Annotated in this window: 15 protein-coding genes; 4 read left to right on the top strand and 11 right to left on the bottom strand. The window is 34.8% G+C overall.

Annotated features, from left to right (window positions below; translation table 11 throughout):
* The first annotated feature begins 2 nt into the window (after positions 1-2).
* Together ndk and infB are read left to right on the top strand one after the other, a co-directional pair.
* Positions 3-404: a nucleoside-diphosphate kinase gene (ndk, locus tag ACW9W4_RS01545; RefSeq protein ID WP_457760776.1), complete on the top strand. Its 402-nt coding sequence runs from the start codon at positions 3-5 to the stop codon at positions 402-404.
* Positions 405-410: 6 nt separating this feature from the next.
* Entirely contained in the window at positions 411-2,192 is a 1,782-nt protein-coding gene (gene infB, locus ACW9W4_RS01540) for a translation initiation factor IF-2 (RefSeq protein WP_457760775.1), read from the top strand.
* Here the strand turns inward: infB and trxA are convergent.
* The 6 genes from trxA to ACW9W4_RS01510 all read right to left on the bottom strand — a co-directional run bounded on the left by trxA (position 2,189) and on the right by ACW9W4_RS01510 (position 8,199).
* The gene (gene trxA, locus ACW9W4_RS01535; protein WP_457760774.1) at positions 2,189-2,590 is read right to left on the bottom strand and encodes a thioredoxin; all 402 of its coding nucleotides are present in this window, start codon (positions 2,588-2,590) and stop codon (positions 2,189-2,191) included. The two genes, infB and trxA, sit on opposite strands and share 4 nt — an antisense overlap.
* Before the next feature lie 44 nt (positions 2,591-2,634).
* Complete coding sequence (locus ACW9W4_RS01530) at positions 2,635-2,781, bottom strand: hypothetical protein (RefSeq protein ID WP_179362946.1); 147 nt, start codon at positions 2,779-2,781, stop codon at positions 2,635-2,637.
* Between the two features lie 47 nt (positions 2,782-2,828).
* A complete protein-coding gene (locus ACW9W4_RS01525) occupies positions 2,829-5,573 on the bottom strand; it encodes a fibronectin type III domain-containing protein (RefSeq protein ID WP_457760773.1) in 2,745 nt (914 codons plus the stop codon).
* 94 nt (positions 5,574-5,667) lie between these two features.
* On the bottom strand, positions 5,668-7,293 hold the full coding sequence (locus tag ACW9W4_RS01520; protein WP_457760772.1) for an Ig domain-containing protein: 1,626 nt from the start codon (positions 7,291-7,293) through the stop codon (positions 5,668-5,670).
* Between the two features lie 79 nt (positions 7,294-7,372).
* Positions 7,373-7,792 (bottom strand): archease, encoded by a 420-nt coding sequence (locus tag ACW9W4_RS01515; protein ID WP_457760771.1) that lies wholly within the window; start codon positions 7,790-7,792, stop codon positions 7,373-7,375.
* A 41-nt stretch (positions 7,793-7,833) separates the two neighbouring features.
* On the bottom strand, positions 7,834-8,199 hold the full coding sequence (locus tag ACW9W4_RS01510) for a VOC family protein (protein ID WP_457760770.1): 366 nt from the start codon (positions 8,197-8,199) through the stop codon (positions 7,834-7,836).
* Between the two features lie 85 nt (positions 8,200-8,284).
* On the opposite strand from ACW9W4_RS01510, the gene ACW9W4_RS01505 reads away from it, so the two are divergent.
* The gene (locus ACW9W4_RS01505; RefSeq protein WP_457760769.1) at positions 8,285-9,235 is read left to right on the top strand and encodes an MDR/zinc-dependent alcohol dehydrogenase-like family protein; all 951 of its coding nucleotides are present in this window, start codon (positions 8,285-8,287) and stop codon (positions 9,233-9,235) included.
* A gap of 78 nt (positions 9,236-9,313) precedes the next feature.
* Entirely contained in the window at positions 9,314-9,856 is a 543-nt protein-coding gene (locus ACW9W4_RS01500) for a DedA family protein (RefSeq protein WP_457760768.1), read from the top strand.
* A 12-nt stretch (positions 9,857-9,868) separates the two neighbouring features.
* Here ACW9W4_RS01500 and ACW9W4_RS01495 read toward each other — a convergent pair whose 3' ends face one another.
* The 5 genes from ACW9W4_RS01495 to ACW9W4_RS01475 form a co-directional block, all read right to left on the bottom strand.
* Entirely contained in the window at positions 9,869-10,660 is a 792-nt protein-coding gene (locus ACW9W4_RS01495; protein ID WP_457760767.1) for a DUF72 domain-containing protein, read from the bottom strand.
* Positions 10,661-11,108: 448 nt separating this feature from the next.
* Positions 11,109-11,765, bottom strand: coding sequence for a uracil-DNA glycosylase (locus ACW9W4_RS01490; protein WP_457760766.1), 657 nt, complete (start codon positions 11,763-11,765; stop codon positions 11,109-11,111).
* Positions 11,766-11,767: 2 nt separating this feature from the next.
* Complete coding sequence (locus ACW9W4_RS01485) at positions 11,768-12,094, bottom strand: hypothetical protein (RefSeq protein ID WP_457760765.1); 327 nt, start codon at positions 12,092-12,094, stop codon at positions 11,768-11,770.
* A 15-nt stretch (positions 12,095-12,109) separates the two neighbouring features.
* Positions 12,110-12,343, bottom strand: a complete 234-nt coding sequence (locus tag ACW9W4_RS01480; RefSeq protein WP_457760764.1) for a nitroreductase family protein — start codon at positions 12,341-12,343, stop codon at positions 12,110-12,112.
* Positions 12,340-12,714 (bottom strand): nitroreductase family protein, encoded by a 375-nt coding sequence (locus ACW9W4_RS01475; protein ID WP_457760763.1) that lies wholly within the window; start codon positions 12,712-12,714, stop codon positions 12,340-12,342. The genes ACW9W4_RS01480 and ACW9W4_RS01475 overlap by 4 nt, the downstream gene beginning before the upstream one ends.
* Between the last annotated feature and the right edge of the window lie 72 nt (positions 12,715-12,786).

Genomic DNA, 12,786 nt, shown 5'->3' with positions numbered 1-12,786 from the left:
AATTGACTGAACAATCTTTATTCATTGTAAAGCCGGATGCAGTATCTAGAAATCTAGTTGGTGAGGTTGTAACAAGATTTGAAAAAAAAGGATTCAAACTTTTGAAACTAAAGATGTTTACATTTACTCAATCACAGGCTGAAAATTTCTATGGCGTTCACAAAGACAAACCATTCTTTGGTGAGTTAACATCATTTATCACATCAGGACCTGTTGTAGCTGCTATTATTGAAGGAAACAATGCAATTGCAACTACAAGAATTATGATTGGTGCAACAAAGTCATTTGAAGCAGAACCTGGTTCTATTAGAGGTGACTTTGGATTAGGATTTAGTGAGAATATTATTCACGCATCTGATTCACAAGAAAGCTTTGATCATGAATCGAGGGTAGCATTTGAGTGATCTGATTTGCATATTCGTCAGCCCATAGTGGCAGTTCTTGGTCATGTAGACTCTGGAAAAACATCTCTTTTAGATAGAATTCGTGGAACAGGTGTTCAAGGTAGAGAAGCAGGTGGAATTACTCAACATATTGGTGCGAGTTTTCTTCCAACTGAGACTATCAAAGAAATGTGTGGTCCTCTATACAAAAAACTAGAACAATCAGAAAATAAAGTTCCAGGTCTTCTAGTAATTGATACACCAGGACACGAAGTGTTTACAAATCTTCGTTCAAGAGGTGGGTCTGCTGCTGATATTGCAATACTTGTAGTTGATGTTAATCGTGGATTTCAACCACAAACAAATGAAAGTCTGAAAATTTTACAAAGTAGAAAAGTTCCATTTGTTGTTGCACTAAACAAATGTGATCAAATTTCTGGATGGCGAAAGTCTGAAACTAAATTCATTTCACAAGCAATCAAAGAACAAGATGCGTCAATTCAATCTGATTTGGATCAAAAAGTGTATGATGTTGTGGGAACTCTGTCTATTTTGGGATACAAATCAGAAGCATTTTACCGTGTAGATGATTTTAAATCAGAAATTGCTATAGTTCCAATCTCTGCTCGTTCTGGAGTTGGTATTCCTGAATTACTTAGTGTTTTAGTTGGTTTGACTCAACAATATCTCCAAAAAAGACTCAATCAAGATGAAAAAGAACCGCGTGGTATTATTCTAGAAGTTAAAGATGAAGTTGGTTTGGGCCAAACTGCAAATGTAATACTCATTGATGGTATTATTAAAAAAGAAAACAGCATTGTTGTTGCAAAACGTGATGGCGTAATTGTTACAAAACCTAAAGCGTTGCTTTTACCAAAACCTCTTGATGAGATGCGTGATCCTCGTGACAAATTCAAACCTGTCCCTCAAGTAGAAGCAGCAGCTGGATTCAAAATTGCATCCCCTGATTTAGAGGGTGTTTTACCCGGAAGTACTCTTTATGTTGCATCAAATGATGAGGAGATTGCAAAGTATGCTAAACTCATAGAGTCTGAGATGAAATCTGTATTTGTTGATACTGAAACTAATGGAGTTATTCTAAAATGCGATACTATAGGATCACTTGAAGCTATAATCGAGATGTTAAAGAGGTCCCAAGTCCCTGTCGCAAAAGCTGACATTGGTCCTGTAACAAGAAGAGATGTAATTGAAGCCAAAGCCATCAAAGAAAAAGATAGACATCTAGGTGTTGTTTTGGCATTTAATGTTAAATTATTAGAAGATGCCCAAGATGAATCAGAAACAAGCCACATCAAACTATTTGAGGACAAAGTAATTTACAGTTTAATTGACAACTATAACGCTTGGGTAGAAGAAGATTCTGCCAACGAAGAAGATGCAATGTTTGCAGAGTTGACACCGATATCAAAATTCTCATTTATGAAAGGAATGGTGTTTAGAAACAATAATCCTGCAGTTTTTGGTGTACGTGTAGATGTTGGAAATCTAAAACATAAAATTCCGTTTATGAACATGAAAGGACATAAGGTTGGATATATTCATCAACTACAACTAGATAAAAAAACAGTATCTACTGCAAAAACAGGAGATGAGGTTGCATGTTCTGTAAAAGATGTCACAATTGGAAGACAAATTTTTGAAGAAGAAGTATACTATACATTTCCACCATCACATGAGGCAAAACAAATTTTAAAAAAATTCATGCACAAACTAAGTTCTAAAGAACAAGAAGTGTTTAATGATATTGTCAGGATTCAAAGAGAAATAGAACCCGTATACGGTTACTAGCTAGAGTGTTTTTTACAAATCATATGGATTCCAGGAGCACCAACTGCTCCCATCATCTTATCTACAATTTGTCCAGACTTGAACATGATAAATGTAGGAATTGACTGTACTGCATATTTCATTGAGATGTTTTGATTATTATCAACGTTAACTCTTGCAAATTTTACATTCGGATATGTTTTTGATAGGCTCTCAAAAATTGGATGCATTGATTTGCATGGACCACACCATTCTGCCCAAAAATCAACCAACGTTGGATTTTCAGCAGATATTATCTGGTCAAAATTAGAATCATTCAAATCGATAATTCCAGGCTCGATTTTAGGCTCTGGTTTTGGTTTGAGCATCTCTTCCATCTTTTTTTGCATAATTTTTGCTATTTCGGGGTCTTCAGACAATATTATTGAAAATTCGGTTCTACTAAAAAATCTATGTTGAAAAACTAATCGTCTTCTGTTTTTATTGGAATTGCTTCAAATCTTCGAGATTTACAAATTGGGCACTGATCAATATATTTTGTAAAACTAACAGAAGTATATGCAATCCCACATTCTCCACAAATTCTAAGATTTCTTGCTAGTTTGCCCATTGTTTATTGAAAAAAGTATTGTGATTAAAACTTAGCTTTTATTTTTTTTACCAAAATTGCCACCAAGGTTTTACTGTAGGTTTTTCCACAATTGTGCAAATTCCATCAATTAATTTTGTTCCAGGACCACACATTCCAAACTTTTTCTCTTTAACAATTGGTTCTTCTAGTCCTACTGCTTGGTAAATTGAATCGTATTCTGCAAAGTTTTCATCAAACCATTCCTTGTAAGTTGCTTCATTATTGTATCTATCAACATAACTCTGTGGATCTTTAGTCTCATCGACAAATGATGCTGGAATTTGTAATGGTTCTTCTAGTCCTACTGCTTGGTAAATTGAATCGTATTCTGCAAAGTTTTCATCAAACCATTCCTTGTAAGTTGCCTCTTTATTGTATCTATCAACATAACTCTGTGGATCTTTAGTCTCATCTACAAATGATGCAATTCCTAGTTCTTCTGGATCTGTTGTTGGTTCTGGATCTGTTGTTGATGTACCGAGTACATCATTGACAGTAATAGTTAATGCTTCACTGTCTGATAGTCCATCTTTTTTTACAATAACATCAAATGTGTATGTTTTTCCTCCATCAGAACTAGATGGTGTCCATGAAAAGATACCTGTGTTTGAAATGATTTTGGCTCCACTAGGTGGATTATTTGCTAAACTAAATACAACATTTGTAACTGAATTATCTACTAATTTGACTGTAAATAAGAGTAATTTACCTTCATCTATGTTCAATTTACCTAGTGGACTGATTTGTATATTAGTTGATTTTGGAGTTGCTGTAAACTCATTTGATGGGCTACTTGTCCCTGCATCATTAATTGCTGAAACTCTGTATGTATACTTGGAATTTATTGAAAGATTCTTGTGAGAATATGTTTTAGTTGTACTTTCTGTATCTGCAACTAGTGTTGTGTATGAACCTCCATCTTTCTTTACTTCAATTTTGTAACCAATAATTGGGGAATTACCATCCTCTACTGGTGCACTCCATGCTAGATTAATCTGAGATGATGAAACAATTGTTGCAGTTAATTTTATTGGTGGTGATGGAATTGATACATCAACTGCAGTTGATGTTATTGGCTCTTTTGTAGTGTCAGTAGAATCATCTCGTGGTGTAGCAGAAGCTGTTGGTGATTCACCTGTTTGACCAAATCCAATATTTGCACTTACTGCAAATGTGTATTCTTTGTCAGTTGCTAAATTTGATACAATAAATGATGTTGTTCCAGCATTTGTATTTCCTATTGGATCATATACTCCTGGAATTATTTCTCGTTTAATTTCATACCCGCTTATTGATTGTCCAAATGTTTCAGATGGTGGTAGCCAAGAAAGTTTGATTTGACTAGGTGAAATTGCAGAAGCTGTTAATGCAGTTGGTGTGGTTGTATGTTGAGGTTTTGCTGAAACGCTAGATGTTGAATCACTAGTACCTGCTGAATTTATTGAATAAACTCGATAATAGTATGTGTCACTAGAGTCTAATCCTTTGTGAATAAATGATGTTGATGTACTGCCAGAATTCTCTACTGCTGTGATGTAATCTTCTGAACCAATCTTATACTCAATTTTGTAACCTGTTATATCTGGAATTTTGTCATTCATTACAGGCTCATTCCATGAAATGATTATTGAAGTTGGAGACACTGGGTTTGCTTTAAGATTATTAGGTTTGTCTGGAAGTAAGACTGCAGGACCTGAATCAAGATTAAAAACTTGGATTCTGTCATTATCTGAATCTGCAACAAACAACAGATCATTTGTTGTATCAAGTGCTATTCCCAAAGGCGTATCAAAATTACCATTTCCTGTTCCTGAGGAACCAAATTCTTCAACAAAACAAACACCATCAACTACTTCCTCTGTGTTTGATGGACAGGTATCACCATCTACTATCTCGAAAATCTGAATTCTGTTGTTATCTGAATCTGCAACATAGAGCAAGTTATCTGCAGAGTCATATGCAAGTCCTCCAGGATCATCAAATTCTCCCTCATCTGTTCCAGGAGTTCCAAATTCTTTTACAAAACAAACACCATCAACTGCTTCATCTGTTCCGTTTGGACAAGTAGTGCCGGTAACTAGTTCAAAGACTACAATTCTGTCGTTGCCAGAGTCTGACACATACAACATCTGTTGAGAATTATCAATTATCATAAATGTTGGATTTTGAAAATCATCATTTCCATCAAAAGAATCAAACTCAAACATAAAGTTACCATCGTCATCAAATACAGAAATTGAATCTGTATCTGTACTAGAAACTAGGATTTCATTTGTAGATTCTTGTATTGCAACTCCTTTGGCAGAACCAAGGTATTCATCTAGACCACTATCTGATGAGCCAAACTTTAACTGAAACTCTCCATCATCATCAAAGATTTGAACTCTTTCATTACTTGAATCTACAACAAAAAATTTTCCCAAGGCATCACGGGCTATTGCAAGTGGGTTGTTAAATTGACCATCCCCATCATCATCAGCTCCATCTGCATTGTCATTACAATCATTAATTGATGAAATGTTACAAAATGTACCATATTCAAAATCAAAATCTCCATCATCTTCAAAAACACTAATTCTATCGTTGTTACTATCTACAACATAGATTTTATCTCCATTCATATCCAATATCACATCTGTTGGATTGTCAAATTCATCATCATCTGTCCCAGTTGTACCAAATTTGAAAGAAAATTCAGGCTCTGCATATGCCATTTGTAGGGACATAAAGCAAAATGTGAGTAAAAGACCTAGAATTATTTTATTTTTCAATTACAACTATCACCTAGATTCAAATTTAATAAATCAGATAATAAATTTCACTACCTATTTGATCAATTGTGATTTACTATTTTTAGAGATTTTTCTAGATTTTGATGTATTTTCTAGTTTTGAAAATGATTATAGCTGGTGCAGCTACATACATTCCTAAATTCATCAATATTACACCAATTCCGTATCCTAATACCTCAGAATCTGTTTCTGCATATGACATTACAGATAGAGTAGATAGTAATGGTGTTATTCCAATCTTTACCATCTCTTTGAATACTGGACTTTCTCTTTCCATGTCGGCAATATGTGGTGAGAATGAATAGTAGAACTCATTGAATCCAGCCATAAATGAAACGCCTGAATCAGTGCTCATCAATTGATTGTCTCTGATTTCTCTTAACAGTTGAACTTGTGGTGCCATCTCTGAACCATAAGTTGCAGTTGCAATAAGACAACCTCCGCCTTTGGAATTATCAACAATTACACACATTCCATCAACAAGATCAGTTCCAACCCCACATTCGCCAAACTCTTCTTCTAAAACCTCTTCTTCATCTAACCCCACTGCTTCGTAAATTGTAATGTCTGGATATGTTTTATCAAACCACACTTTGTAAGTTGCTTCATTATTGTATCTATCAATATAGTATTGTGGATCCAAATTTGGATCAACAAATGGTGCCAACTCTTTAGGTGCTTCTAGTCCTACTGCTTGGTAAATTGAATCGTATTCTGCAAAGTTTTCATCAAACCATTCCTTGTAAGTTGCTTCATTATTGTATCTATCAATATAGTATTGTGGATCTTTAGTCTCATCAACGAATGATGCTAATGCAATTGGCGCTTCTAGTCCTACTGCTTGGTAAATTGAATCGTATTCAGGAAAGTTTTCATCAAACCATCCCTTGTAAGTTGCCTCTGTATTGTATCTATCAACGTAACTCTGTGGATCTTTTTTTACATCTACAAATGATGCAATTCCTAATTCTTTAGGTTCTGCAGGAGGTTCTGGAGTTGTTTCTTTAGGTTCTGTTTTTGGTTCTTTTACTGGTTCAACATATGCTTGTTTAACTGTAATTGTGATATTTTCTTTGTCTTCCTGACTTCCTGCTTTTACTATGATATCAAAATTATAACTAACATCCTGAATGTTTCCGTGAGATTTTGATGGAGTCCAAACAAATTTTCCAGTAGTTGAATCAATTGTAGCTCCAGTTGGTGCATTTTTTAAACTATACACTGCATTTTGAATTGAACTATCGATAAGGCTAGCTGTAAATGTAATTGTCTTTTCAACCTCAACTGTTTTATCTGCTATTCCCTTTAGCTCTAACACAACATCAGGAACTTCAAATACTTTTTTTCCATCAAATTCTAATAATATTGATGTACCATTAACTTCTTTTTGACTATCTGTAAATCCTGTAGCGTTGTAAAATCCTTCAGCATCAAAAAATAAATCAACTCCTCTTGGAATAGAGCTAAATTCCCCTTGAGTTGTTGTAGGGTCTGAGACCATTCCTTTGTAATTTCCATTTGAATCACGAATTATAACATAAACTATCTCTTTGCCCTCTTGAGTTCCAATAATTGTAAAATTCTCATCAATTGTGTAAAAGCTCTTCTCAAATGAAAGAGATGTAACATTTGCATATGCAGGTACAATCATTAGAATAACTAATGAAAATGTTGCAATTAATCCCAGATTTGTTCTCACGAAAGTATCTTTACAGCCAAGTCTTTTAAAAAACACGTATAATTTGTTCTAGAGAATTGAGAAGAATTATTCACCATATTTAGAGATCCAATAAGAATCGCATGTAAACACCATCATTATTTTCTCTGATTTCCATATCATAGAATGTTGGGGCCTTGATTTCGACTTTGAAATTATGCTTTTTGACATCCAGTGGTTCCCCATACGCTACTCCATTAATGGTATAGCCGTTATCTTCTTTGATGTTAAATTCTATTCTTTTAATTGCAAATCCTTCAGTAATTAGCAGAAATGGAATTTCTTCTAACCAACTATACAAAAGATAACGAATGTCTTTTCCACTTGCTGAAAATTTCTTTTGATCTTTTTCTTCTACTTTATCCTGATCTAGTGTTAGATTGATCTCTGCATCTGCTGCTACTGCAAATGCTTCTTTTAGATCTTTAGCTGTAACCTCGATTATGGCATCAGTTGCATGATCTAAAAACTTGTAACTCAATTGAAAATTTGTAATCTTTCTGATTATTAATTTAGATGGTATTACTTTGCTTTCTCATCCATTTCTATGATGCCAAACATGTTTCCTTCTGTATCTGTACATTGAGCAAACCATCCTACTTTTAGAATTGCCATCTTTGGAATAAGCAAATGTCCTCCGTTTTTGGTAATCTTCTTTGCAAATTCATCCACTGATGGAACAGTAATGGTATTAGTCATTCCCATTTGTCCTGGCATTCTTTTTGACATTCCTCCATCAATTCCTGGTTGCTCTGTTCCAGTTTTTGCCATCCAGTAATCCATTGGACCATCCCATTTCTCAAATTTCCAGTCAAACACATCACTGTAGAATTTTTGTGCTCTCTCTGGATTATCCACTGGAATATCAAAGTGAGAAATTCTTGGCATGCACTTATCATAAAACTAAATTATTTAAAAATAATCTTTTGAGTAATTCACTATTTTAAAATTACAATACAGCATTGTTCAATTCATGAAGGCAACATGTTTTGATGGAAAAAATATGATTTATGATATTAATTTCCCTGATCCTAAACCTGGGGAGGCTCTAGTTAGAGTAAATTTAGCTGGAATTTGTGGAACTGATTTGGAAATTTTAGACGGATACATGGCGTATGATGGGATTTTGGGTCATGAGTTTGTTGGAACTGTGGAAAAATCTGAAAATCCTGAATTAATTGGCAAACGAGTTGTAGGTGAGATTAATGCAGGATGTGGTGCATGTGATTTTTGTCAAAAGGGAATGGATAGACATTGTCCTAACAGAACCGTACTTGGAATTCTAAAACGCAATGGCGCGTTTGCAGAATTTCTTTCATTACCTGAAAAAAACTTGCATGTTATACCTGATAGTGTAACTGATGAGCAAGCAGTTTTTGTTGAACCACTAGCTGCTGCCTTTGAGATTAAAGAACAGGTGACATTGCAACCACAGTGGAGTGTTGCAGTTGTTGGTGATGGGAGATTGGCACAACTGATTATTCAAGTTTTAAAATTGACATGTCCTAATCTAACATGCTTTGGTAAACATGCAAGCAAACTTGAGAGTTTGGTAAATAGTGGAATTAAAATCAAAATCGGTATAGAACCTTCTGATGAACAGTCATTTGATTTGGTAGTTGAAGCTACTGGAAGTAATTCTGGATTTGCAGACACTATGAAATTGATAAAACCTCGTGGAACTGTAATTTTAAAATCAACTATTGCATCCCGAGAAAATTTTGATTTGACTCCAACTATAATCAATGAGATTACTTTGGTTGGCTCTCGTTGTGGATTATTCAAACCTGCAATTGATGCACTATCTTCAGGAATTGTTTCAGTTGATTCTATGATTGATTCTACTTATTCATTGGAGAAATTCTCAGAAGCTATACAGCATGCAAAAAAGCCTGATACACTGAAAGTTTTCCTCAAGCCTTGATTTTTGCATAAATTATGACTAGGATATGGTAGTTTTTACTCGTAAGGTAATTTAGTGAGATTTCATTGCCAGAAGCAAATGGAACCTTTTGATTCTTTTCTTATGTGGATTGCAGAGTTTTTAGGAGATCATCTCTATGAGGGGATTTTTCTAGCTGCGCTACTTGAAACTATAGTTCCACCAATTCCTACATTGGCAATATTTCCAACTGCTGGCTTTCTTGCATCGCAGCAAGGAATTACTTTGCTAGGACTAGTTCCGATGATCATACTTGGCGGAATAGGTGCAACAATTGGAACATCTGTAATCTATCTTATTGCATTAAAACTGGGACGTGTGGTTTTGCTTCGTTACTTGAGATATGTCAAGGTAAATGAAAAAAAATTAGAACGAGTTGAAATTTGGTTTGAAAAATATGGTGACAAGGCAGTATTTTTGGGAAGAATGGTTCCAGTAATGAGGGAAATGATCTCTGTTCCTGCCGGTTTACTTAAAATGAGAATTCCAAAGTTTGTGACATATACTTTTGCAGGTTCCTGTGTTTGGTCTGCTGGAACTATTTTATCTGGATATTACTTTGGAGAAACAATCGGTATTGCATCAAATGCTGTTATTCCTTGAAATGAGTTGTATCTAAAAACTTCCTAATGTTTTTTGTTTCTTTTCTTCCCAGATTAACTCACGCATCCCTAGCTGCATTCTCAAAGAGTTTGCAGTATGAGGACCAAACCCTTCAAAGTGATTGTTTGCCATTACCATTGCATTTGGAATATCTTTGATGTTCTGTAGTTTTGTTGCCCAACTTGCAATTATCTTGTCTTTGTTTTTTACAACTTTTCCAAATTCAGAATCTGGAATGGAACGGTCTCCAATCAATCTGACATAAAGATAGTCTGATGTTATTGGCATTGGGTTGTTCACTCCTGCAACTTCATTCCATACAAGACAGTGTTTGTGTAGTTTAAGATATGCAATTGCATCATCAGAAAACCATGATTCATGTCTGCCTTCAATGGGATACAGAAAATCCTCTGGGAGCAGTTCAAATAATTCCTCGAGTCTTGGTTTTGCCTCTTCAAATGTTAATGATGGCGGGAGCTGCAAAACTAGCGCTGAAATTTTTTCATGAATTGGAGAAAGTGATGCCAAAAATGAAAAAATCTCTGAATTTACTCTGTCTAGTCTCTTTTCATGCGTAATAACTGATGGAAACTTTGCTGTAAATCTAAAATGTCTGGGGGTATCTGCATTCCATCGTCGGACTATCTCTTGAGCAGGAATTCTGTAAAATGTTGAATTTATCTCTGTAATCTCAAAAAGTTGAGAATAATATTTGAGCCATTCAGAACTCTTTAGATTTCTGGGATAAAATGTACCTGACCATCCTTGATAGCTCCATCCCGTACAGCCAATTTTGATATTCATTGTATTTGATATGATGATCTTGTTTTTACAATTAAGGCTATTACAAATCCATTTGTTTAGAATTAAAAACGAAATGTGAAACGAGGTATAGTGGAAAACCAGACGAATTTTGGATACTTTTACCCCTTCCGTGTCTTCCTATTCCTATCTGCCCACTTCCTCAAAGTTTCTCCTCTGAATCTCAGCAGGTATGATAGACCTCGTCATGTATATTGAGTTAAAATGAAATTTAAAGAGTACTGGAGAAATTCTTAAAATTCATTTAAAAATATAATTAAATCTATACAAATTTTCATGATCTAGCTGATCTGCTTTATTATTCATTATCGCCTAGTAACATCGAAGACAGAATATTGGGATATTCAAGCACAATATCCTATTGTCGTGTTACATGTCAATGCATACTGCTTGGCATTGTAAAGGATAACCCACAGAAAACTTCTGTCTTCTATTTTGTTAATTTTCTAGCTTTGGCAAATACAGCAGACCACTGATTCCATACTAGTCTGCCTGTCTGTGTGTTTTGTTTTGAAGGGTGATAAGATGTTAGAATTTTAAATCCGTCATAAGAGAATAGTTTGTTATGTCCAAACTTTTCTGGTTTGACATTGTATAGTTTACAGGTGGCATCATATGCTATTTTTCCAAGACAGAGAATGGTTGTAATGTTTGTTAGAATTTCTTTTTCTTGCTCTAAATAATTAAAACACGTATCCATCTCGTCTCTTGTTGGTTTGTTTTGTGGTGGTGCACATCTGACTGCTGCAGTAATGTATGCATTATTTAAAATCAATCCATCATCTGCAGTTTGACTGGTTGGACTAGATGCAAATCCATGTTTGTGCATTACTTTGAATAACCAATCCCCTGATGAGTCCCCAGTAAACATTCTTCCTGTCCTGTTTCCTCCGTGAGCAGCTGGTGCCAATCCGACAATCAGTAATTTGGCTTTTACATCACCAAATCCTGAAAGTGGTTTGCCATAATATTTTTCTTCTTTGAATCTTCTTACTTTGTTTTTTGCAACATCTCTAATGTATTCAGATAGTCTAGGACATTTTTTGCAGCTTGCAATCTTTTTGTTTAGTGTGTTAATTGATTTCATGTTCAAATAATCTTTCTTAAAATATTCAATGCAGTACTATGTCTTTCAGGAGTAATCCATAATCTTTTGTAAATCTTGTAATCAGTCTCTAAAACAATTGCCTTGTTCTTTGCAGGACGTGTGGCATCAAAATAAAACCAATCCCTAAAGTTATTTGATCCTGAGATTTGCAGTCTTCCTGAGAATAATCCCATTTTTCTCTCTGAAATTTTTTTAATATGATTAAACATTACGTCTTTTTTGCCCCATGACAATACCAAAGATTTGAAGCGTAATCTATCTTTGAAAATTACTATATGTTTGTCACTGTATAGGGGAGTTTTTGCCATTTTTTGTTTCTAATTCTATGAAAATTTGTCAGTAAAAACAACTTTGCTTATTGGTAGTTGTCCTCCACGTGGCATCGCAGGCTTTGTTTGCTTTCCAATTGCAATTAGCATTGAGATTATGTGCTCATCTGGTAATTTGATAATTTCAGCTACTTTTTGAGGATCAAAGCCAATCATTGGATTTGAATCATACCCCATTGATTTTGCAGCAAGCATTATTGTCTGAGCTGCAATTCCGCAAGACCTCATCGCCTCATCTCTTTGCAGTTGATCCTTTCCTTCATAAAATGGCCCATTGCTGATACCAAGAAGTCTTGAGCTTCCTTTGGGGCATTTATCCAGTACTGTCCAGGATTATCCTTCCATGCTTTCAAATTGGCACAAACTACAATTAGCAATGATGCATCAGTAGCCTGAGCTTGGTCCCATGCTGCTGCACGAGTCTGTTTTTTGATTTCTGAATCTTTGACTAGAACAAATCTCCAATTTTGCATGTTAAATGATGTTGGTGATAAAACTGCCAATGACATTAGCTGATTTATTTCATCTTCTGTAAGTTTGTGATAAGGATCATAGTGTTTCACTGAACGTCTTTCTTTGATTGCATCAAATGTATCCATAAGAATTGATGACTCTATCTATGTATTTTAGTTTTGTAATCAACAAGAATTATTTTCAATAAAATGAGATTC

It is taken from the genome of Candidatus Nitrosopumilus sp. bin_7KS (genome assembly GCF_054095835.1).
This window is presented reverse-complemented; position numbering and strand designations above follow the sequence as displayed.

Bases quoted from the DNA above. Each gene is read 5' to 3' on its own strand.
- ACW9W4_RS01530 (WP_179362946.1), bottom strand. From the start codon at position 2,781: ATGGGCAAACTAGCAAGAAATCTTAGAATTTGTGGAGAATGTGGGATT.
- ACW9W4_RS01510 (WP_457760770.1), bottom strand. From the start codon at position 8,199: ATGCCAAGAATTTCTCACTTTGATATTCCAGTGGATAATCCAGAGAGA.
- ACW9W4_RS01505 (WP_457760769.1), top strand. From the start codon at position 8,285: ATGAAGGCAACATGTTTTGATGGAAAAAATATGATTTATGATATTAAT.
- ACW9W4_RS01500 (WP_457760768.1), top strand. From the start codon at position 9,314: ATGGAACCTTTTGATTCTTTTCTTATGTGGATTGCAGAGTTTTTAGGA.
- ACW9W4_RS01495 (WP_457760767.1), bottom strand. From the start codon at position 10,660: ATGAATATCAAAATTGGCTGTACGGGATGGAGCTATCAAGGATGGTCA.
- ACW9W4_RS01490 (WP_457760766.1), bottom strand. From the start codon at position 11,765: ATGAAATCAATTAACACACTAAACAAAAAGATTGCAAGCTGCAAAAAA.
- ACW9W4_RS01485 (WP_457760765.1), bottom strand. From the start codon at position 12,094: ATGGCAAAAACTCCCCTATACAGTGACAAACATATAGTAATTTTCAAA.
- ACW9W4_RS01480 (WP_457760764.1), bottom strand. From the start codon at position 12,343: ATGAGGTCTTGCGGAATTGCAGCTCAGACAATAATGCTTGCTGCAAAA.
- ACW9W4_RS01475 (WP_457760763.1), bottom strand. From the start codon at position 12,714: ATGGATACATTTGATGCAATCAAAGAAAGACGTTCAGTGAAACACTAT.